Consider the following 20694-nt stretch of genomic DNA (forward strand, 5'->3'; position numbering starts at 1 on the left):
GAGGATTCCTGAAGGTTACGGAGCGCGTCATGACAACCACCTTCCCCGACATCTCCCTCAGCACGGAACGGTTGGTCCTGCGCCCCTTCGAGGAGGCGGACGCACCGGCCCTCACGGAGATGATGAACGACGAACTCGTCACCATGTGGACCTCCGTCCCGCACCCCTACACCGCGGACGACGCCCACGCCTGGATCACCGAAGGCGCCCCCGGCGAACGCACCTCGGGGGACGGGATCGTGTTCGCCGTCACCGAGTTCCTCACCCAGCGGCTGGTGGGCATCGTCCACCTCCGGCACGCCGACTGGCGTCTGCGCGCCGCCGAACTCGCCTATGTCGTCGCCCCCTGGGCGCGCGGTGAGGGCTACGCGTCCGAGGCGTCGCTCGCCACCGCCGGGTGGCTGTTCCGCGACCAGAAGTTCGAGCGCCTGGAACTGCGCACCGCCGCCGACAACGCCGCCGCCCAGCAGGTCGCGCAGAAGATCGGCTGCATCAGCGAGGGCGTCCTGCGCGGCGCCTGGATAGCACGGGCGCGCACCGACGACGGCGGCGGCTGGACCGAGCAGCGCACCGACCTGATCGTGTGGAGCCTGCTGCCCGAGGACCTGGAGGGCGCGGGCGAGCAGTTCGCCGGGGCGAGCGAGTACACCGCCTTCTCCGACTGGAACTGACGGCGACCGACGGCGACAGCCCGCGATCGACGGCAACCGGCGAGCCCCCCGTCCGCTCCGCCGCCGTCCGGCGCTCCCGCGGCCCCGTTCCCACCGCCTCCGCTCCCGCCGCCCCGGTGCCGTCCGCCCCGGTGGCATCCGTCCCGCGCCCGTCCGCGGGCCACGGCCCGCCCGCCTCACCCCGCCCTGAGCGGCCCGGCGGCCCCGGCGAGCGGACGAACCCGTTCCGCGCCCCGGTGCGGCACCCGGTGCCCGGACCCGGCCCGGAACCCCCCGCACCGCTGGGGCGCCACCCCCTTCCAGCGGGTACGCTCACGGTGCGCGGCGCCGTCCCGCCACCTGTGCGGGCCCCGCGCGCTGCCCGCGCGACCGACCGCACCGGACCTCCGTCGTCCACCGACGGGCCGCCGTACCGCCGACCGGCCGCCCCCGCGGCACCGCCGCACCACCCGACCCCTGGAGACTGACGACGATGGCCGACCGGGTCACGGTGATCGGCTGGGACGGCTCACCGCTCGGCGCCGGGGCGCGCTCGGCGCTCGCCGCCGCCACCCTGGTCGCCGGAGCCGCGCACCACCTCGCCTTCCCCGAGGTACCCGAACGCGCCGAACGCGTCCGGCTCGGCAGCGTCTCCCTCGCCGCCCGCCGGATCGCCGCCCACCGCGGCACCGCCGTCGTGTTCGCCGACGGCGACCCCGGCTTCTTCGGGGTCGTACGGGCCCTGCGCGACCCCGAGTTCGGCCTGGAGGTCGAGGTCGTGGCCGCGCCCTCGGCCGTCGCGCAGGCGTTCGCCCGCGCGGGCATGCCCTGGGACGACGCCGAGGTCGTCGTCGCCCACCGCCGGACGCTGCGCCGGGCGGTCAACGTCTGCCGTGCCCACACCAAGGTCGCCGTCCTCACCTCGCCCGGCGCGGGCCCCGCCGAACTCGGCCTGCTCCTCGAAGGCGTCCACCGCACCTTCGTCGTCTGCGAGGAACTCGGCACCACCAGCGAACGCGTCACCGTCGTCACCTCCGACAAGGCCGCCGACCGCACCTGGCGCGACCCCAACGTCGTCATCGTCATCGGCGGCACCGCCGCCCCCGGCTCCGGCTGGATCGCCGGCCGCGACCCCGCCGCCGGCCCGCGCGGCTGGGCCCTGCCCGCCCACGTCCACGGCCCCGGACTGCGGGAGAGCGAGAACGACCGGCTGCGCGCCGCCCAACTCGCCCGTCTCGGCCCCCGGGTCGGCGACCTCGTCTGGGACATCGGCTCCGCGAGCGGCGCCTTCGCCGTCGAGGCGGCCCGCTTCGGCGCCGCCGTCATCGCCGTCGACCAGGACCCCGACGCCTGCGCCCGGACCACCGCCGCGGCCCGCCGTTTCGGCGTCCAGATCCAGACCGTCCACGGCCGCGCCCCCCATGTACTGGAGAATCTTCCCGAACCCGATGTCGTGCGTGTCGCGGGCGGCGGACCCGCCGTGGTCTCCGCCGTCGCGGACCGCCGCCCCGAGCGCATCGTCACCCACGCGGCCACCCGCGACATCGCCGAACGCCTCGGCCGTGACCTGGTCGAACACGGGTACGACGTCGAATGTGCCCTGCTCCAGTCCGTGGAACTCGACACCCGGGTCTGGACGGAGAAGGAACGGACGGTCGGATTCCTGCTCTCCGGCAGCCTTCCCGACCGCGCCCCCTGACCGCCGCCCGGCGACGCGCGGGGTAGGCTGGCCGATCGTTGTACCGCACCGGGCCCCCAGCGCTTCATGGCTCAATGTCCGGAAATCCCGCCCGTTTTGGGTGGAGTGTGGTACGGCGGGACCGCAGGACGCGCGACGTGGCGCAGTCCACAGGAGACCGTGCCGGAACTCAGGTGCCGCGGTGGGGGCCGACCGGGACAATGCCAGTGGTCGGTGTTCGCCGGTGCGACCGGCGCCGCCGACGGGACGTGCCGCGCGGCGCCTCCGCTCGTTCTCATGGACGGGTGGTCGGTGCGCCGCCCGGGGTACACGGGCCGCTCGGCGGGGGCCGGGACGGTCGAGGAAGCACTACCGATGGGCGAGGGGTACGCATGACCGACACCGGCCGGATTCCGGGCGAGGCACTGCCGGACAACGCCGGCGAGGGGGTCGCTGCCGGGTCCGTCCAGGGCCGGGCGGCGGAGCGGCACGGCCCGGACACCCCGGGCCCGTACCCGTACCCGGGCCCTGCGGAGCCCCCCGCCGACGACGATCAGCTCCTGATGCCCGGCTCCCAGGGCGCCTGGAGCGACACCCCGGGCGGTACGGGACTCTTCCCGTCCGCCGACGCCTACCCGCCGGTCGTCCACACCACCAGCGCACCCCCCGTACCGGTCCAGCAGACCCCGCCGCCGGACGCCCGGTACCCGGCGCCCGTCCCCGGGCCTCCGGTGCCGGAGCCTGCGCAGGCACCCGTGGGGGAGAACGTCCACGCCGTGGCGCCCGCCCCGGTCCTGTCGGTGCCCACCTCGCTGGAGACACCCGACGACGACGAGCCCCCGAACCCGTACGAGGCCGAGGCACCCGTGACCGCCGAGCACCCCGCCACGCCCACCGCCACCGCACCGGCCCCCGGACAGCCGTCCGGCGCCGCCGCCGTGGCCCAGGAGCAGACCGCCGAGCCCGCCGCGCAGGAATCCCCCGGGCATGAACCCGGTCCGCACGAGACGGGCGGCCGGGACAGCGGCGCCGTCGATCTGACGGACGTCCGCACCCCCGGCGCGCACGCCGCCTCCGCGCCGGGGACCGCCCGGCGCCCGCTGCACCTCGGCCCGCCCACCCCGGACACCGCCTCCAGCCCCGTACGCTCGCTCTCCGACCGGGGACCGGCCGGTTCCCGCCGGGGGTCGGTCAAGGTCCGCAGGCAGGCCGAGCAGGCACCGCAGTCCGAGCCGTCGCAGGCGCAGCAGACCGGCGCGCCCGAATACCTCGACGCGCCGCACCCCGGCGCCCCGCTGCCCGGCCCCCAGCTCGCGGAGATCCCGCCGCAGGGCGGCGCCCCCTGGGGTCCCGCGCCCGGCGCTCCGGAGACCCAGGCCGGGGAAGCCGCCGCGCAGAGCGCACCGGTGGCCCCGTCCACCACACCGTTCCCCCCCGCCCCCGACGCCACGACCGCCGTGCCGACGATGGACGGCGACCAGGTGATGGCGTCCCCCGCCGACACCGGGGCCGTGCTGGTGCCGGACGCCGCGTTCGCCGCGCCGGGCGCGCTGCCCGCCGAGGACCCCGCGCCCGAGGCGCCCGCGTACGCCGTCGCCGAGGACCCGGCCGCCGCGCCGACCGCGCCGACCGCAGCGGACGCGTCCGCCGTCGCCGCCGTGCCGTCCCAGGGACCGCAGAGCATCGGTGACGCCCCCGTGCCCGACGCGGACGCCATCGCCCCGCCGCTGCCCACCGGCACGACGGGGACACCGGCGGGCGAGCTCACCGACGGCCGAGGACTCCAGCTCGACCTCCAGGAGCAAGAGCGCGCGCCCGCCGCCGGTGCGGCCACCGACGGCACGCCCGTCGACGGTACGAGTGGCGCCCAGGCCGGGCCGGTCACCGCGCCTGTGGCCGAGCCCTCGGTGACGGAACCCCCGGTGACGGAACCGACCGGACAGTTCGTCCCGGTCGAGGGCTTCGTCCCGACCACCCCGCACCTCGCGCCGACGCCGCCGCGCGGGACTCCCCTGCCGGTCCCGGCCCAGGCCGGAGCCCCCGGGAGCGCGCCGTCCCCCTTGGCCCCGGCCACGGACGGCACCGCCGCACCCGCCGCCCCCGAGCCGGACCCGGCCGTCACCCCGGACGCCTCCGTGCCCGCCGAGGCACCCGTGCCGACCGCGTCGGACGAGGCCGAGGCCGCTCAGGCCGTCGAACCGCAGCCGGACGGTACGCCCGTGGCGGGAACTCCCGCGCCGGACGCTCCGCGGGCACCGGAACCGACGGTGGACGCGGTCGTGGTGGAACCGGCGGTGGACACGGCTCCCGTGCCGGATGAGACGCCCGTGGCGAACGGGACGCCCGTGGCCGATGCGGCCGACGTGGTGGACCAGGTCGACGTGGTGGACCAGGCTCCGCCCGCCCCGGACGCCCCGACCCCGGACGCCGTCCAGGTGACGGAACCGGACCCGACGGCGGACCCGACGGCGGACCCGACGGCCGAGGTACCTGGAGGGCCGACCGCCGCTGTTGATGCCGCTGTTGGTGCCGGTGCCGGTGCCGGTGCCGATGTCGATGTCGATGTCGAGCAGAGCGTGGTCGAGGCCCCGGCGCCCCAGGAGCAGCCCGTTCCGCTGCCTGACACGACCGTCACCGAGGCGACCGTGCCTGACCCGACCGTGCCCGAGGCGACCGTCGCCGAGGCGCCGGTCACCGACGCGGAGCCGTCCGCCGTCGAGGGTCCCGTCACCGCGTCCGTGACCGGGCCCGGCGAGGCCACGCCCACCGAGGACCCCGTCGCCGGGACAGCCGCACCGACCCCGGCACAGGCGCAGGCCCCGGCACAGGCGCAGGCTTCGGACCAGGCACTGGCCGGGACCGAGGCCGTCGGCCCCGAAGCAGCCGACCAGCCCGCGTCCGCCCCGGCCACCGTGGAGACCACGGAGACCGTCGCTCCCGAGGCAGAGACCGTCCCCGGTGCCCCCACGGACTCCGCCGAGGACCCCACTACCCCCGTCGTCACGGACACGGTGACCGGCACCACCCCCGCCGCGACAGCCGACTCGCCGGACACCCCCGACGCACCGGCCCTCCAGCCCCACCCCCACCCGCACCCGCACCCGCACCCGCAAGAAGCCGACAGCGAAGTGACCCACGCAGCCCCCCGGACGGACCCGGAGACCCCGGAGTCCGGGTCCGGCCTCGCACCGGACGCACCCCTGCCCGCCGCCGCACCGCAGACACCCGTGGCGCCCGTGGCGCCCGACGCGACGGCCGGTACCCCCGCGTCCCCGTCCGTCACCTCCGTCACCGGTACGAACGCCCCCGAGCCGTCCACCGACGCCGTCACGGACGGTCCGACGGAGGCCCAGGACGCCCACGAGGCCCCGGACCCCGCAGGCACCCCGGACGCGCCTGGAACCACCGAGGCCACGCAGCCCGCCGCCGGGCCCGCGCCGACGGACGAGGTCACCCAGGCCCCCGCCCAGGCGGCACCGGAGACAGCCGCCCCCGAGGAAGCCGACGCAGCCGCCACCGCCCCGGCCGCCGACGCGACCACCGAGGACGCGACGCCCCCCGCCGCGGAGACCGTCACCCCGGAGCCCGCCGCCCCGGCCACGGTCGAAGCCGAGGCCCCGGACGGCAGCGCCGAGATGGCATCCCCCGAGGAAGCCGCCGCGACCGCCCCGGAGACCCCGGAGACCCCGGAGACCCCGGAGAAGGCGGACAGCCCGGACGACACCCCCGGCGCCGAGCAGCCGTCGTCCCGTCCCGCCGCCCCCGCCTACGACGACGCCGAACGCGACGCCGTACTGCGGGTCATGCGGGAACGCCGCGACATCCGCAACGGCTTCCGGCCGGACCCGATCCCGCACGAAGTCCTGCTGAGGGTGCTGGAGGCCGCGCACACCGCGCCGTCCGTCGGGCACTCGCAGCCCTGGGACTTCGTCGTCATCCGGTCCGCCGAGACCCGGCAGGCCATGCACGAACTGGCCGAGCGCCAGCGCGACGCGTACGCCAGGTCCCTGCCCAAGGGCCGTGCGAAGCAGTTCAAGGAACTGAAGATCGAGGCGATCCTCGACACCCCGGTGAACATCGTCGTCACCGCCGACCCGACCCGGGGCGGCCGGCACACCCTCGGCCGCCACTCCCAGCCCCGGATGGCGCCCTACTCCTCGGCGCTCGCCGTCGAGAACCTCTGGCTCGCGGCCCGTGCCGAGGGCCTCGGTGTGGGCTGGGTCAGCTTCTTCGACGAGCGGGAGATGGTCCGCGCCCTCGATCTGCCCGAACACCTGGAGGTCGTCGCCTACCTGTGCGTCGGGTACGTCGACGAGTTCCCGGAGGAGCCCGAGCTCGCCCAGTCGGGCTGGGCCAAGCGCCGCCCGCTGTCCTGGGTCGTCCACGAGGAGACGTACGGCCGCCGCGCGCTGCCCGGCGAGGACCCGCACGACCTGCTCGCCGAGACCGTCGCCGCCATCCGCCCGCTGGACGCCAAGGCGCTCGGCGAGGCATGGGAGCGGCAGAAGCGGATGACCAAGCCCGCCGGGGCGCTCGGCATGCTGGAGATCATCTCCGCGCAGCTCAGCGGGCTCTCCCGGATGTGCCCGCCGCCCATCCCGGAGCCCGCGGCCGTCGCGGTCTTCGCGGGCGACCACGGTGTCCACGCCCAGGGTGTGACGCCCTGGCCGCAGGAGGTCACCGGCCAGATGGTCGCGAACTTCCTCGGCGGCGGCGCGGTCTGCAACGCCTTCGCGAACCAGGTCGGCGCCGAGGTCTGCGTCATCGACGTCGGGGTCGCCGCCGACCTGCCCGCGACCCCGGGGCTGCTGCCCCGCAAGGTCCGGGCCGGTACGGGCGACATGACCACCGGGCCCGCGCTCACCCGCGAAGAGGTCAAGGCCGCCGTCGAGGTCGGCATCGAGACCGCCCGCGACCTGGTCGCGGCGGGCAACAAGGCACTCCTGACGGGCGAGATGGGCATCGCCAACACCACCGCGTCGGCCGCCCTGATCGCCGTCTACACCGGCGCCGACCCGGCCGAGGTCACCGGCCGCGGCACCGGCATCAACGACGAGACCCTGGCCCGCAAGACGGATGTCGTCCGGCGCGCCCTGGACCTGCACCGGCCGGACCCCGCCGACCCCATCGGCGTCCTCGCGGCCGTCGGCGGTCTCGAACACGCCGCCCTCGTCGGTCTGATCCTCGGCGGAGCCTCGCTGCGCACCCCCGTCATCCTGGACGGGGTCAGCGCGGGCGCCGCCGCCCTGGTCGCCCGCGCGGTCGCCCCCGAGGCGCTGGCCGCCTGCATCGCGGGCCACCGCAGCGCCGAACCGGGCCATGTCGCGGCGCTGAACAAGCTGGGTCTGCGCCCGCTGATCGACCTGGACCTCCGGCTGGGGGAGGGCACGGGCGCGCTGCTCGCCCTGCCGCTGGTGCAGAGCGCGGCCCGCGCGATGCACGAGGTCGCCACCTTCGACTCGGCCGGGGTCACCGAGAAGTAGCCCCACCGGCACCCGCCCGCGCCGGGCACCCGCACCGGGTGCCCGGCCCGGCCGCGTCCGGCCCGAAGCGGCCGTCCAGCACCGTCCCCGTCCACCGCCCGTCGGCCGCGACTCCCGGACCCCCGCCCCCGGCGACGACGCCCAGGCCCCGCACCCGCAGGGCCCCTCCGCCGCTGTGACCAGCGGAACCGTATCGTTGCCGCCGGGACCCCCGTCCCCGACCGTCGACCCACCGACAGGAACCGTCCGCCGCTCCACCGTCGCAGCGGCCCATCCGAGGAGCCGCCATGCCCAGCCCCGCCAGTGACCCGGCGTACCCCGTCGGGCTCCGTCTCACCGGTCGCCGTGTCGTGGTGCTCGGCGGTGGCCAAGTGGCCCAGCGGCGGCTGCCGGCGCTCATCGCGGCGGGCGCCGACGTCCAGCTGATCTCCCCCTCCGCGACCCCGTCCGTCGAGGCCATGGCCGACACGGGGGAGATCACCTGGCACCGCCGCCGCTACGAGGACGGGGACCTGGCCGACGCCTGGTACGTCCTGGTGGCCACCCAGAACCGGGACGCCAACACCCGTGCGTCGGCGGAGGCCGAGACCCGCCGCGTCTGGTGCGTCCGCTCCGACGACGCCGACGCCGCCACCGCCTGGACCCCGGCCACCGGCCACAGCGCGGGCGTCACCGTCGCCGTCCTCACCACCGACGCGCAAGGGCGCGACCCCCGGCACACCGCGGCGATCCGCGACGCCGTGGTCGAGGGGCTGCGGGACGGCACCCTCGTCGCCCGGCACCACCGCGCCCGCGCCGCGTCGGTCGCCCTTGTCGGCGGCGGCCCCGGCGACCCCGACCTGATCACGGTACGAGGCCGCCGGCTGCTCGCGGAGGCGGACGTCGTCATCGCGGACCGGCTCGGCCCCCGCGACCTGCTCGCCGAACTGCCGCCGCACGTCGAGGTGATCGACGCGGCCAAGATCCCGTACGGCCGGTTCATGGCCCAGGAAGCCATCAACCAGGCGCTGATCGACCACGCCAGGGCGGGCCGGACGGTGGTCCGGCTCAAGGGCGGTGACCCGTTCGTCTTCGGCCGGGGCATGGAGGAGGCCGAGGCCCTGGTCGAGGCCGGTATCCCGTACACCGTCGTCCCCGGTATCTCCAGCTCGATCTCGGTGCCCGGCGCGGCGGGCATCCCCGTCACCCATCGCGGGGTCGCGCATGAGTTCACCGTCGTCAGCGGCCATGTGGCCCCCGACGACGAACGCTCCCTGGTCGACTGGGCCGCGCTCGCCGCCCTGCGCGGCACCCTGGTCGTCCTGATGGGCGTCGACAAGATCGGCCGGATCGCACAGACGCTGATCGCGCACGGCCGGGCCGCCGACACCCCCGTCGCCCTGGTCCAGGAGGGCACGACCGCCGCCCAGCGGCGCGTGGACGCGACGCTCGCGACCGTGGCGGAGACCGTGGTCCGTGAGGGGGTGCGCCCGCCCGCCGTCATCGTGATCGGTGAGGTGGTCCGCGTCGGCCCCGACGCCCCGGTCGCCCCCGGACAGCACCCCGTCACCTGACCCGGGCGACCCGCCCCGAACCCAGCCGCCCGCTCCGCTCCGCACCGACAAGGCAGTATCACCCTGTGGCCGAACTCATCACCGTCGAGGACCCCGACGACCCCCGCCTGCGTGACTACACCGGGCTGACCGACGTCGAACTGCGGCGCAGACGCGAACCCGCCGAAGGACTGTTCATCGCCGAGGGCGAGAAGGTCATCCGCCGGGCGAAGGACGCCGGGTACGAGATGCGCTCCATGATGCTCTCGACCAAATGGGTCGACGCCATGCGCGACGTGATCGACGAACTCCCCGCCCCCGTCTACGCGGTCACCCCGGAACTGGCGGAACGCGTCACCGGCTACCACGTCCACCGGGGCGCCCTCGCGTCGATGCAGCGCAAGCCCCTGCCGACCGCCGCCGAGGTCCTGGCCGTCACCCGCCGGGTCGTGGTCATGGAGTCCGTGAACGACCACACCAACATCGGCGCGATCTTCCGTTCGGCGGCGGCCCTCGGCATGGACGCCGTCCTGCTCTCCCCGGACTGCGCGGACCCGCTCTACCGCCGCTCGGTGAAGGTGTCGATGGGCGCGGTGTTCTCCGTCCCCTACGCCCGTCTGGAGAGCTGGCCGCGCGGGCTGGAGGAGGTACGGGGAGCGGGCTTCGGGCTGCTGGCGCTCACCCCGGACGAGAAGGCCGTCACCCTGGACGAGGCCGCCCCGCACCGGATGGACCGGGTCGCCCTGATGCTCGGCGCCGAGGGCGACGGACTCTCCGCCAGGGCCATGGCCGCCGCCGACACCCTGGTCCGCATCCCGATGGCGCACGGGGTGGACTCACTGAACGTCGGCGCCGCGGCAGCGGTCGCCTTCTACGCGGTAGCCACCGGCCGCCCCACCCCCTGACACCCCAAAGGAACACGAGGAACCGCGCACCCACGACGGACCCGCACAGGATCAAGTACGCCGAGCCGGGCAGACCTCAGGGGCGCGAGGAACCGCGCACCCACGGGCAACCCGCACCCGACCGAGAACCTGTGGACCCACAGACCCAGGGGCGCGAGGAACTGCGCACCCACCGAGCGACGGCCCAGGAACAAGTAGGCCCAGCCGGGCAGACCTCAGGGGCGCGGGGAACTGCGCACCCACGGGCAACCCGCACCCGACCGAGAACCTGTGGACCCACAGACCCAGGGACACGAGGAACCGCGCACCCACGACGGACCCGCACGGGAACAAGTACGCCCAGCCGGGCAGACCTCAGGGGCGCGAGGAACCGCGCACCCACGGGCAACCCGCACCCGACCGAGAACCTGTGGACCCACAGACCCAGGGGCGCGGGGAACTGCGCACCCACAACGGACCCGCACAGGAACAAGTACACCCAGGTGGGGAACCCGGCGACACGGGCCGCCAAGAACCCGCACAGGAAAGCCCCGCGAGCCTCAGCCCGCCACGAACCCCAAGCCGCTCCCCGCCACGGCCGAACCGACCGTGACCCCCGAGGCCCCCGGCGGCCCACCGCCGGAGCCACCGAACCCCCGGGCGGGCCCCTGGCACCCCTGAGCCGCCGCGATCCCCAGCGCGACCAGCAGCGTCACGACCACGAACACGATCAGCCGCTGCCGCAGCAGCCGGGGATTGGCCGGGCGCAGCCCGGTCCCCGTGGTGCGGGGCCCGCCCGGCCGCCCCGCACCGCTGCGGGGCGCGGACCTGCCGCCCGAGCGGCTGGTGCGCGACGAGCCCCGGGACCCCGGGGAACCGGCGGGCCGGGCCCCCGGACGCGACGAGGGCGCCTTGGCCGACCGGGTCGGCTGCGACGGCGACTGCCCCGTACGGCCCGGCCGCCCGGACTGCGACCGGGGCGGGGGAGTGCCCTGCGGACGCCGCTGGGTGCGCTGCGCCGCGTACTCGTCGGCGAGCCGCCCCGACGGCCGGTCCGGCTCACCGCGCGGGCCGGGCGGCCGGGGGTCCGTCAGACCCTGCGCCTCACGCGCGGCGATCTCCTTGAGCCGCAGCGACAGTTGCAGGGTGCTCGGCCGCTCCTCCGGGTCCTTCGCCAGACAGGCCCGCACCAGCGGAGCCAACGCGTCCGGCACCCCGTGCAGATGGGGCTCCTCGTGCACCACGCGGTACAGCATCACCTCGGAACTGCCGTGCCCGAACGGTGAGTCGGAGGTCGCCGCGTACGCCAGCGTGGCGCCCAGCGCGAACACGTCCGTGGCGGGGGTGACCGCGACCCCGCGCACCTGTTCCGGCGCGAGGAACCCCGGCGAGCCCACCGCCGTACCGACATGGGTGAGGGTGCTCGCACCGGTCGCCCAGGCGATACCGAAGTCGATGATGCGGGGGCCCTTGGGCGACAGCAGGATGTTCGACGGCTTCAGGTCCCGGTGCACCACCCCGGCCTCATGGACCGCGACCAGGCCCTCCGAGAGTGCCGCGCCGATCGACGCCACCTCGGTGGCGGGCAGCGGCCCTTCGTCGGCGACCCGGTCGTGCAGCGAGGGCCCGGGGACGTACTGCGTGGCGAACCACGGCCGGTCCGCCTCCAGATCGGCGGCCACCAGCCGCGCCGTGCAGCCGCCGCGGATACGGCGGGCCGCCGACACCTCACGGGCGAAGCGCGAACGGAACTCCTGGTCCTCGGCGAGATCCGGGCGGATCACCTTCAGCGCGACCCGCTGGCCACGGCGGTCCGACCCCAGATAGACGACTCCCATGCCGCCCGCCCCGAGCCGTCGGTGCAGCCTGAACGAGCCGACCACACGCGGGTCCTCACGCCTCAGGCGCATCATCGCCATGTTCATCCCCGCTGCCCGGTCCGGTTGACGAGCCACAGCTTACGTACCCGGGGCCGGGAGCGCGCAGAGGCCGCGCCCTCGCGGGCCCGGGGATTGTCCGTGCCGGGCGTACGGGATGAAGGAGGGTCAGGGCCCCAGGGCCGGGACGCCCCTTGCTCCGGCCACCCGCCCAACCCCATTGCGGGGAGGGCGGATTGACGCCCGGCGGGGTGACCGGATCGTGACCCCCGGCCGGTTCCCGGACGGCGTGCGCGTGGCCGCCCCGGCGGCGGCCGGAGCCCGACGCCGGGGCCGGCCCGCGGGGCCCGGGGGCCGGGCCGAGTGAGCGAAGTCACCAGAGCGCCCCACGGGCCCGCCGCGCCCGCCGACGGCGGCCGCCCGGCTTCCCGGCGGCCGGGCGGCGGCGGACCGTCCGGCCGGAGGGGTGCCCGGCACGGGGCCCGCCACCTGGTGGGTTCCCGGATACGTGTCCCCTCCGGGAAGACCCCGAGACCCCGGCGCACGTCTCCACCCTGGGGAGTACATGTCCGCCCGGCGGTCATCCTCGGGGAGGCCAGGCAATAGGTACGAGGGCATGACGACCGGGGTCCCGCCGGGCCGTAGATTTGAGGTCAAGCGGCGGGTGCGGTACTCGTCCCCCGAGGTCAAGCGCCCGCCGCCCGCATCACCACATGTGCGACGGGGCTCCGGCAGCGGGACCCCGTACGGAACGACCAGGAGAAGGACCATGGCGGACACGGCCACGCGGACGATGATCCGCGCACGAGGACGCAAGGCGTACGCGGCGTTCGACGGCCGGTCCGGTCAGCGTCACCCACTGGTGGCGATGGCCATGGTGCTCCCCCTGGCGGCCCTGCTCGTGGTCGTCTTCGGCGGCTGGGAGGCAGTGGTCACCCAAGCGTCGTCCGTGGTCGAGATGCTGGGGCGCTGAGCGGCGCCCCAGGCCCGGAAGAGCGGTCCGGGCGGGGACATCGGACCATGAAACCCCGTGGGGACGGGGGTGCGGCGGACGGCACTGTGCCCGCGCAACCTGGGGAGGTTGCGCGGGCATTTTTCTGTGTGTCCGTAGGCTGGGGCGCTCGTGGTCCGGGCCCGTCCGGACGGGCGGGTCCTCGGCTCAGGGGTGGGGTTCGGTGCGCGGTGGTGTGGTGGGAGGTCTGCGGACGCGGGCCAGGGGAGCGGCGCACGGCACGGCCGGTGCGTGTGTCTGCGGCACGGCCGGTGACGTGCTCGCCGAGCGGCACGACGGGGTGGTGGTCCGGCACGGCGGAGTCGTCGCCAAGGCGCACGCGGGCGACACGGACACCGGCGACCTGGCCGTCCGCCTCGCGCTGGCGTCCCACCCCGCCCTCCACGGCATCCTGCTCCCCCCGCTGACCGGCCCCACCGACCCGACGGCCCTGCCCGAACCGACGGACCCGCCAGGTCCGACCGACCACACCGGTAAGCCCGACCCGCCCAACCGGACCCGGACCGACCCGCCCGCCCGGACCTGGCCGCCCGACCCGCCCGGTTCCACCGGACCGCTCGCGGGCCGCCCCGTCAGCCTCTGGCCCTACGGTGCGCCCGTCGACCCCGCCAGCCCCGAGCTGGCCCCCTGGGAGGCGGCCGGTGATCTGCTGGCCCGGCTGCACCGGGTGGACACCGCCCGGCTGACGGCGCTGCCCGGCCCGCTGCCGCCGATGCGCGGCCCCGCGAAGGCCGCCCGCGCCGTCCGCCGGATGCGCGCCACGACGCCCGAGCCCCTGGACGCCCTCGCCCGGTACGGTGACGCCGACGCGGTCACCCGGGTCGAGGCCGCCTGGCGGACCCTCCCGCCGTGGGCGCGCGACGAGGCGCCCCCACCGCCCTCCCGCACCCTGTGCCACGGTGATCTGCATCTCGGCCAGCTCGTCCGGGCCCCGGCCACCCCCGCGCCCCAGGGCGGCGGCCCCTGGCTGCTGATCGACATCGACGACCTCGGGGTCGGCGACGCCGCCTGGGACCTCGCCCGGCCCGCCGCGTGGTTCGCCTGCGGGCTGCTCGGGCCGGGGGAGTGGGCCCGCTTCCTCGGCGCCTACCGGAGCGCCGGCGGTCCCGCCGTTCCGGCCGCCGCCGATCCCTGGCCCGCCCTGGACGTGGCGGCACGGACCCTGACGGTGCAGACGGCGGCCCTCGCGGTCGTCAGGAGCCGCCGGGAGCAGCGGCCGCCCGACGAGGACGAGCGCGCGGTGATCGACGCGTGCACCCGGATGGCCGGAACACCCATGGCCGAATGAGGCCCGGTCCGGCGCAGTTGGCGAGGAGTGGGGCGAAGTAGGGTGCATCCACAGGAGAAGCCGGGCAGTATTCCGGCGAAGCCGTACCGAACGTGCAGGAGTTGAGCCCACGCATGCAGTGTCCCAAGTGTCACGCGCCGATGAACACCTACAACCGCAACGGCATCCAGATCGAGCAGTGCGGCGGCTGCCGCGGGATATTCCTGGACTACGGCGAGCTTGAGGCCCTCACCCGGCTGGAGTCCCAGTGGTCGCAGCCCGCGCCCCCGCCGCCCGCCCCGCAGCAGGGCTACCCGGCCGCACCCGGCCCGCAGCAGGGCTACCCGGCGGCGCCCGCGCCCGCCTGGGGCGCCCCGCACGGCGGCCATGGCGGTCACGGTGGTCACGGTGGTCACCACGGCCATCACCGCAACAAGGGTTTCGGCCGGATGCTGTTCTCCTCGTGAGCCGCTGACAGCCCCGTGACCCACTGAGGCACGGCGAAGCCCCCGGCGTCCAGGACGGCCGGGGGCTTGCGGATGGTGCGCGATACTGGGATTGAACCAGTGACCTCTTCCGTGTCAGGGAAGCGCTCTCCCGCTGAGCTAATCGCGCGGGACTTCGGGGAGACTACCAGTACCCGCGCCGCTGGGCGCCGACCGGGGTCTCACGAAGGGTGATACGGAGAGTGGTACTGCGTGCGCGATACTGGGATTGAACCAGTGACCTCTTCCGTGTCAGGGAAGCGCTCTCCCGCTGAGCTAATCGCGCGGGCCCCCGTTACCGGGGCAGTGGACGATACTGGGATTGAACCAGTGACCTCTTCCGTGTCAGGGAAGCGCTCTCCCGCTGAGCTAATCGTCCTTGGAGGTGGAGACGGGATTTGAACCCGTGTAGACGGCTTTGCAGGCCGTTGCCTCGCCTCTCGGCCACTCCACCAGGAGTCACGGCGGGTCCCTGAGGACTCCCCGCTCCTGAGCGGACGACGAGGTTCGAACTCGCGACCTCAACCTTGGCAAGGTTGCGCTCTACCAACTGAGCTACGTCCGCCTGTCGTTTCGGTGCGCTTGCGCGTCCCGGCGACGTGTTGAACTCTAGCGGATTCCTGGGCGAGCACAAAAACGCGTTTACGCAGCGTGCTGCCCCACGACCGCCCCGGGGCAGCCGCGGCCCGGCCGTCCTAGACTCGCAGCCGTGCGCATCCTCCCTCCTCTGGCCCGCTTCGGTGGTCTTCTCGCCACCGGGCTGCGTGACGTGACCAGCGACGCTGCCGCGCTGGACGGCCGCGGCTTCTGGGCCGTGTCCGCCGACTTCGAGGGCCGGCTGGTGTGCGCGCGCTTCGACGACGTCCGCCCCGACCCGGTCCCCGCACCGGTACCGGGCGCGTGGCGCGGCCCCGCCCGCGGTGACTGGGTGTCCTCCCTCGACCGCGCCGCGTACACGGCCGGGGTGCGGCGGATACGGGAGCACATAGCGGCGGGTGAGGTCTATCAGGCCAATCTGTGCCGGGTGCTCTCCGCGCCCGTCGACCCGGACGCCGATGTGGACGCGCTGACCGCGCTGCTGGCCCGCGGCAACCCGGCCCCCTACGCCGGAACGATTCGCCTGCCCGGTCACGGGGTGGAGATCGCCACCGCGTCGCCCGAGCTGTATCTGCGCCGCACGGGCCGCGTCGTCGAGTCCGGCCCCATCAAGGGCACCGGCCGCACCGAGGCCGACCTCCTGGAGAAGGACCACGCCGAGAACGTCATGATCGTGGACCTGGTCCGCAACGACCTCGGGCGGGTCTGCGCCACCGGAACGGTCACCGTCCCCGACCTCTGCGTGGTGGAGAAGCACCCCGGACTGGTCCACCTGGTGTCGACCGTCCGCGGGGAGCTGACCGCCGGCGCGGGCTGGGCGGCGCTGTTCGCCGCGACCTTCCCGCCCGGGTCCGTCACCGGCGCCCCCAAGTCCAGCGCGCTGCGGATCATCGACGCCCTGGAGACGGCGCCACGCGGCCCCTACTGCGGCGGGATCGGCTGGGTCGACGCCGACCGCGGCACGGGTGAGCTGGCCGTCGGTATCCGCACCTTCTGGATCGACCGGGCCGCCGGACGGCTACGGTTCGGCACCGGGGCGGGCATCACCTGGGGCTCGGACCCCGAGCGCGAGTGGCGCGAGACCGAGCTGAAGGCGTCCCGGCTGCTCGCCGTCGCCTCGGGCACCTGCCCGGACCCGGACGGGACACCATGACCGGCGACCGGCGACCGGCCGGCGCACCGCACAGCCATCCGCCGCGCACCGCGGCGGCCACCGGGGAAACCCGCCGACGAAGGGGAGGGGCTCCCTCGTGAAGCTCTGGCTCGACGGAGAACTGCGCGACAGCGCGTCCGCACGTGTCTCGGTGTTCGATCACGGACTCACCGTCGGTGACGGTGTCTTCGAGACCATGAAGGCCGTGGACGGGCAGGCGTTCGCCCTGACCCGGCACCTCGACCGGCTCGCCCGCTCCGCCCGGGGCCTCGGCCTGCCGGAGCCCGACCCGGACGAGGTCCGCCGGGCCTGCCGCGCCGTCCTCGACGCCAACCCGATGCCGCTCGGCCGGCTCCGGATCACCCTCACCGGCGGCGACTCCCCGCTCGGCTCCGACCGGGGCGAGGGAGGGCCGACCCTGGTCGTCGCGATCGGCCCGGTCACCCGCCGCGCCGACACGACCGAGGTCATCACCGTCCCCTGGACCCGCAACGAACGCGGCGCCCTCGCCGGGCTGAAGACCACCTCGTACGCGGAGAACGTCGTCGCGCTCGCCCGCGCCCGTGAACAGGGCGCCACCGAGGCGCTGTTCGCCAACACCGTCGGCCGGCTCTGCGAAGGCACCGGCTCCAATGTGTTCGTCGTCCTCGACGGTGAGATCCACACCCCGCCCGTCGCCTCGGGCTGCCTCGCGGGCATCGCCCGCGCGCTGGCCGTCGAGTGGACCGGCGCCCGGGAGACGGAGCTGGCGATGGACGTCCTCGACCGGGCCGACGAGGTCTTCCTGACGTCGACCCTGCGTGACGTCCAGGCCGTGCGCCGGGTGGACGGCCGTGAACTGCCCACCGCGCCGGGCCCCGTGACCGCCAAGGCCATGCGGATCTTCGACGAGCGGGCCGCCGACGACCTCGACCCGTAGACCCGGACATCCGCGGCCGGCTCCCGCCGAATCGAGGATGACGCTCCCGTCCCCGTCGGGTAGACATCCTTGATGACCACCACGCTGCGGCCGACCGGGCCGCTCCAGCACCGGGCCGACGGCGGCCGTTCGCGCCACTTCCTCATCTGTGTGAACAGCCGCCCCGTCGGGGAGATCGAACTCGCCACGCACGAGGTGTACGGGCCGAAGGTCGCCCGGCTGCGGGGACTGCGCGTCGACGAGGCCGACCGGGGGCGCGGCCGGGCCACGGTCGCCGCCCTCGCCGCCGAGGAGGTGGCCCGCGGCTGGGGCTGCCACCGGATCGAGGCGTCGGTCCAGGCCACCGAAGCCGCCGCCCTGCGGCTCGCCACCGCCCTCGGCTGGACCGAACGCAACCGGGGCATGGCCAAACACCTGGGCATCGCTGCCCCGGCCGCGCCGACCGGCTCCGTCGTCCGGCCGATGACGGCCGAGGAGTACGGTCCCTGGCTCGCGGCGGGCAAGGAGGACTACGCCCAGGGCTGGATCGGGCGCGGGGTGCCGGAGGCCGAGGCGAGGGCGAAGTCCGAGCGCGACCACGCCGGGCTGCTGCCCGACGGCCTCGGCACACCCGGCACGGTCGTCCGGGTCCTCCACCACGAGGGCTCGGCGGTCGGGACGGTGTGGGTCGCCATCCGCGACGAGGACGCCTTCGTCTTCGATGTGAAGGTCGACGCCGCGCACCGGGGCCATGGCCACGGCCGCACCCTGATGCGGCACGCCGAGACCGAGGCGACCGCCGCCGGGCGCACCGTCCTCGGCCTGAACGTCTTCGTCGGCAACACCCCGGCCCTGCGCCTCTACGAGTCCCTGGGCCACGAGCCCGTCAGTCACCATCTGTACAAGCAACTGGCGTAGGCCGGTCCGGACGGGTTCCGGGCGGGCCCTGACCGGCGGGGCTCAGCCCAGCAGCCGGTCCACGACGGCCTCGATCCGCTCCCGCAGCCCGTCCTGGCGCCGGCCGCCGTCCAGCCGCTCGCCGTCGATGACGTACGTGGGGGTGCCGGTCACCCCGATCGCCTTGCCCTCCGCCTGGTCGGCGTCCACGATCAGGATGTGCCGGCCGTCGATCAGCGCGGTCTCGAACTCGTCGGCGTCCAGCCCCAGCCCGCCCGCGATCTCGACGAGCAGCGTCTCGCCCCCGCGCTCCAGCTCCCCGACCCGGTCGAGGACCGCCTCGACGTAACTCCAGCCCTGGCCCTGCGCGGCGGCCTCCTCCGCGGCCTGGGCGGCGGCGAAGGCGTGCTTGTGCTTCGCCAGCGGGAAGTGGCGCAGCCGCAGTTCCAGCCGGTCGCCGTAGCGGGCCCGCAGCGCGTGGACGTCGTCCAGCGCCGTACGGCAGTCCGGACACTGGAGTTCGTACCAGATGTCCAGGACGGGGCGGCCTTCGGTCTGCGCGGCGGTGGAGTCACTCATGGGGCAAGTCTCGCAGCTCACCGGGGGTGCACCGGCGCCGGTCCGGCACCTGGGGAGGAGATCGGACCCGGAGATCTCCCTGAGGAGCGTCGGGGCCGTGGCCCCGAGGGCGCCGGTCGGTGCAGGATGGATGGGGACGAACCGTTCGACCGTTCAGCAGCAGGAGGCCGGAATGATTGCCGAGACCGTGTGTTCCGCCGTGGCCGTGGCGGGCCTGGGCATCGCGGCGGTCACCGCCTACCGCAAGCGATTCCTCGCGGCGACCCGCCTCGCCGCATACTCGCTGGTGCCGCTGGGCCTGGTGATGACCGGGGCGGTGCAGTGGGTCGTGGACACCGCGTTCAGCCCGGTGGCCTGGGCCGGGTTCGGGGTGCTCGGCCTCTCCTGGGCGCTGTTCATGACGACCCGCGCCGTCGAACGCCGCCGCGGGGTGAGCCGCCAGGACCGCAAGGCCGCGAAGACGGCGCGGCGGGAGGCCGTCGAGCCGGGGGCCTCCGCGCCCGCGACCGGCCGCCCGTCGCTCAAGCCGTCGGCCCGGAAGACCGGTCCGGCCCCCGCGGCCCCCGCGAAGAGCGGGGACGACTTCAGCGACATCGAGGCCATCCTGAAGAAGCACGGGATCTGACGCGGTACGGGATCCGGGGAAGCGGAGGGGCGCGGGGGAGCGCGGGAACGGGAACGTGCGGGGGATCCGACGGTCGTCCCGTTCCTCCGGGATCGTCCCACGCGGGCGGATCGCGGATTCGTACGGATGCTCGGGCGTCTCAGCATATGGGCGGGCGGCTCGCCGCGAGCTGGGACGTCTCAGCATGTGGTCGCGGATTCCGGCGAACTCCCGCCCAATACGGGCGTGTTGATCGCGCGGGGGTGCTCCTCTGCGTCATCATCTGCGCGAGATGCTCGACACCACGCACAGCGGCGCCCCCCGCTCCGGCCCGGCCGCGCACCACCAGGCCGACCCGGCCCTCCGGGACGACGGCGCCATCAGGAACCACCCCGCTCCCCCCACCACCGGCACCGTGCGCCCCCACGCACCCCGAGCGCGAAAACGGCGCGCTCCCGCACCCGGCGCGCGGCCTGTCGTCCCCGAGACGTTCCGCCCCACGGCGACGGGGACACCCCAGGCCCCGCCCGCCTCCCCTCGCGCGCACCCCCACGCGGTCCCCCGCAAGGAACCCGTCCGGCCCTCGCACCCGACGCCGTCAGGGCACCCGGAGCCATGTCCGGGGCTCCACCCAGCCTGCCGCCCCGAAACGGCGCGAGAGCCGTGCCAGACGGCCGTGACGGCACCATGTCCGGCGCCACCCGCCCGTCCCGCGCCGAAGCAGCCGAAGCCGCCGACACCGCCGGGGTCCGTGACGCCGCCCGGGAAGGTCGCCGCGGCGGCCGGGACCGGGTCGGCGGCGGCCGGGACGGTGACTCCGCGTGGTCCGCTGGTGCCCGCGCCCCGGCCGCCCGGGAGCGGCGGCAGCGCCGCCGGGGCCCGGCCGCCCGGAGCGGGCGCGGTCCCGGAGGAGCCGAAGGGATGTCTCTTCGCGCTCTCGCAACCACCACTGATGATCTTCCTGGCGGTGATCGGAGGGCTGCTGATGATGGGCGCCGTGCACGACCTGTTCCTGCTGGGACGGTGATCCCCGGACGACCCCGGAGGGCGCCCCGCGACGCCCGACCCGCCCGGCCCGCCGACGGGCCGCGCGCGCCG

General features: G+C 75.4%; 15 protein-coding genes and 5 tRNA genes. 13 read left to right on the top strand and 7 right to left on the bottom strand.

From position 1 onward, the window contains the following. Positions 1 to 29: 29 nt before the first annotated feature. The 5 genes from OG711_RS31970 (at position 30) to OG711_RS31990 (ending at position 10248) form a co-directional block, all read left to right on the top strand. Positions 30 to 671 (top strand): GNAT family N-acetyltransferase, encoded by a 642-nt coding sequence (locus tag OG711_RS31970; RefSeq protein WP_073792149.1) that lies wholly within the window; start codon positions 30 to 32, stop codon positions 669 to 671. A 472-nt stretch (positions 672 to 1143) separates the two neighbouring features. Further along, positions 1144 to 2349, top strand: coding sequence for a precorrin-6y C5,15-methyltransferase (decarboxylating) subunit CbiE (gene cbiE / locus OG711_RS31975; protein WP_073792146.1), 1206 nt, complete (start codon positions 1144 to 1146; stop codon positions 2347 to 2349). Positions 2350 to 2720: 371 nt separating this feature from the next. Next, a complete protein-coding gene (cobT, locus tag OG711_RS31980; protein ID WP_329562009.1) occupies positions 2721 to 7811 on the top strand; it encodes a nicotinate-nucleotide--dimethylbenzimidazole phosphoribosyltransferase in 5091 nt (1696 codons plus the stop codon). Between the two features lie 287 nt (positions 7812 to 8098). Then, positions 8099 to 9364, top strand: a complete 1266-nt coding sequence (gene cobA, locus OG711_RS31985; protein WP_073792140.1) for a uroporphyrinogen-III C-methyltransferase — start codon at positions 8099 to 8101, stop codon at positions 9362 to 9364. Positions 9365 to 9429: 65 nt separating this feature from the next. Then, positions 9430 to 10248 (top strand): TrmH family RNA methyltransferase, encoded by an 819-nt coding sequence (locus OG711_RS31990; RefSeq protein WP_329562011.1) that lies wholly within the window; start codon positions 9430 to 9432, stop codon positions 10246 to 10248. Between the two features lie 539 nt (positions 10249 to 10787). Here the strand turns inward: OG711_RS31990 and OG711_RS31995 are convergent. Further along, a complete protein-coding gene (locus tag OG711_RS31995) occupies positions 10788 to 12152 on the bottom strand; it encodes a serine/threonine-protein kinase (protein ID WP_329564185.1) in 1365 nt (454 codons plus the stop codon). A 721-nt stretch (positions 12153 to 12873) separates the two neighbouring features. Between OG711_RS31995 and OG711_RS32000 the strand changes: the two genes are divergently transcribed. The 3 genes from OG711_RS32000 to OG711_RS32010 all read left to right on the top strand — a co-directional run bounded on the left by OG711_RS32000 (position 12874) and on the right by OG711_RS32010 (position 14850). Next, positions 12874 to 13077 (top strand): hypothetical protein, encoded by a 204-nt coding sequence (locus OG711_RS32000; protein WP_073792132.1) that lies wholly within the window; start codon positions 12874 to 12876, stop codon positions 13075 to 13077. Positions 13078 to 13279: 202 nt separating this feature from the next. Next, the gene (locus OG711_RS32005; protein ID WP_405674257.1) at positions 13280 to 14404 is read left to right on the top strand and encodes a phosphotransferase; all 1125 of its coding nucleotides are present in this window, start codon (positions 13280 to 13282) and stop codon (positions 14402 to 14404) included. Positions 14405 to 14517: 113 nt separating this feature from the next. Next, complete coding sequence (locus OG711_RS32010) at positions 14518 to 14850, top strand: TFIIB-type zinc ribbon-containing protein (protein WP_073792127.1); 333 nt, start codon at positions 14518 to 14520, stop codon at positions 14848 to 14850. A 73-nt stretch (positions 14851 to 14923) separates the two neighbouring features. On the opposite strand, the gene OG711_RS32015 is transcribed toward OG711_RS32010, so the two are convergent. The 5 genes from OG711_RS32015 to OG711_RS32035 form a co-directional block, all read right to left on the bottom strand. Continuing rightward, positions 14924 to 14998: transfer RNA gene (locus tag OG711_RS32015), tRNA-Val, on the bottom strand. 84 nt (positions 14999 to 15082) lie between these two features. Further along, positions 15083 to 15154: transfer RNA gene (locus tag OG711_RS32020), tRNA-Val, on the bottom strand. Positions 15155 to 15175: 21 nt separating this feature from the next. Further along, positions 15176 to 15247: transfer RNA gene (locus tag OG711_RS32025), tRNA-Val, on the bottom strand. Position 15248: 1 nt separating this feature from the next. After that, positions 15249 to 15322 (bottom strand) — tRNA-Cys (locus OG711_RS32030). A gap of 38 nt (positions 15323 to 15360) precedes the next feature. Next, a tRNA-Gly gene (locus tag OG711_RS32035) sits at positions 15361 to 15433 on the bottom strand. 144 nt (positions 15434 to 15577) lie between these two features. On the opposite strand from OG711_RS32035, the gene OG711_RS32040 reads away from it, so the two are divergent. The 3 genes from OG711_RS32040 to OG711_RS32050 all read left to right on the top strand — a co-directional run bounded on the left by OG711_RS32040 (position 15578) and on the right by OG711_RS32050 (position 18434). Beyond that, on the top strand, positions 15578 to 16618 hold the full coding sequence (locus OG711_RS32040; RefSeq protein ID WP_329562013.1) for a chorismate-binding protein: 1041 nt from the start codon (positions 15578 to 15580) through the stop codon (positions 16616 to 16618). Positions 16619 to 16715: 97 nt separating this feature from the next. After that, positions 16716 to 17537, top strand: coding sequence for an aminotransferase class IV (locus OG711_RS32045; protein ID WP_329562015.1), 822 nt, complete (start codon positions 16716 to 16718; stop codon positions 17535 to 17537). Positions 17538 to 17609: 72 nt separating this feature from the next. Continuing rightward, positions 17610 to 18434 carry a GNAT family N-acetyltransferase gene (locus tag OG711_RS32050; RefSeq protein ID WP_329562017.1) on the top strand — a complete coding sequence of 275 codons (825 nt, stop codon included), beginning with the start codon at positions 17610 to 17612 and terminating at the stop codon, positions 18432 to 18434. A 42-nt stretch (positions 18435 to 18476) separates the two neighbouring features. Here the strand turns inward: OG711_RS32050 and OG711_RS32055 are convergent, their stop codons facing one another. Next, positions 18477 to 18992, bottom strand: a complete 516-nt coding sequence (locus OG711_RS32055) for a DsbA family protein (RefSeq protein WP_073792116.1) — start codon at positions 18990 to 18992, stop codon at positions 18477 to 18479. Positions 18993 to 19164: 172 nt separating this feature from the next. On the opposite strand from OG711_RS32055, the gene OG711_RS32060 reads away from it, so the two are divergent. Both OG711_RS32060 and OG711_RS32065 read left to right on the top strand, forming a co-directional pair. Further along, positions 19165 to 19617, top strand: coding sequence for a hypothetical protein (locus OG711_RS32060; RefSeq protein WP_329562020.1), 453 nt, complete (start codon positions 19165 to 19167; stop codon positions 19615 to 19617). 730 nt (positions 19618 to 20347) lie between these two features. Continuing rightward, entirely contained in the window at positions 20348 to 20623 is a 276-nt protein-coding gene (locus OG711_RS32065; protein ID WP_266513319.1) for a hypothetical protein, read from the top strand. The last annotated feature ends 71 nt before the right edge of the window (positions 20624 to 20694 follow it).

Origin of the sequence: Streptomyces uncialis (genome assembly GCF_036250755.1) — a bacterium.
In the GTDB taxonomy this organism is placed as follows: Bacteria; Actinomycetota; Actinomycetes; order Streptomycetales; family Streptomycetaceae; genus Streptomyces; species Streptomyces uncialis.

Excerpts from the sequence above, each read along its gene's own strand:
- OG711_RS31970 (WP_073792149.1), top strand. The coding sequence starts at position 30 with ATGACAACCACCTTCCCCGACATCTCCCTCAGCACGGAACGGTTGGTC.
- cbiE (WP_073792146.1), top strand. The coding sequence starts at position 1,144 with ATGGCCGACCGGGTCACGGTGATCGGCTGGGACGGCTCACCGCTCGGC.
- cobT (WP_329562009.1), top strand. The coding sequence starts at position 2,721 with ATGACCGACACCGGCCGGATTCCGGGCGAGGCACTGCCGGACAACGCC.
- cobA (WP_073792140.1), top strand. The coding sequence starts at position 8,099 with ATGCCCAGCCCCGCCAGTGACCCGGCGTACCCCGTCGGGCTCCGTCTC.
- OG711_RS31995 (WP_329564185.1), bottom strand. The coding sequence starts at position 12,152 with ATGAACATGGCGATGATGCGCCTGAGGCGTGAGGACCCGCGTGTGGTC.
- OG711_RS32000 (WP_073792132.1), top strand. The coding sequence starts at position 12,874 with ATGGCGGACACGGCCACGCGGACGATGATCCGCGCACGAGGACGCAAG.
- OG711_RS32010 (WP_073792127.1), top strand. The coding sequence starts at position 14,518 with ATGCAGTGTCCCAAGTGTCACGCGCCGATGAACACCTACAACCGCAAC.
- OG711_RS32050 (WP_329562017.1), top strand. The coding sequence starts at position 17,610 with ATGACCACCACGCTGCGGCCGACCGGGCCGCTCCAGCACCGGGCCGAC.
- OG711_RS32055 (WP_073792116.1), bottom strand. The coding sequence starts at position 18,992 with ATGAGTGACTCCACCGCCGCGCAGACCGAAGGCCGCCCCGTCCTGGAC.
- OG711_RS32060 (WP_329562020.1), top strand. The coding sequence starts at position 19,165 with ATGATTGCCGAGACCGTGTGTTCCGCCGTGGCCGTGGCGGGCCTGGGC.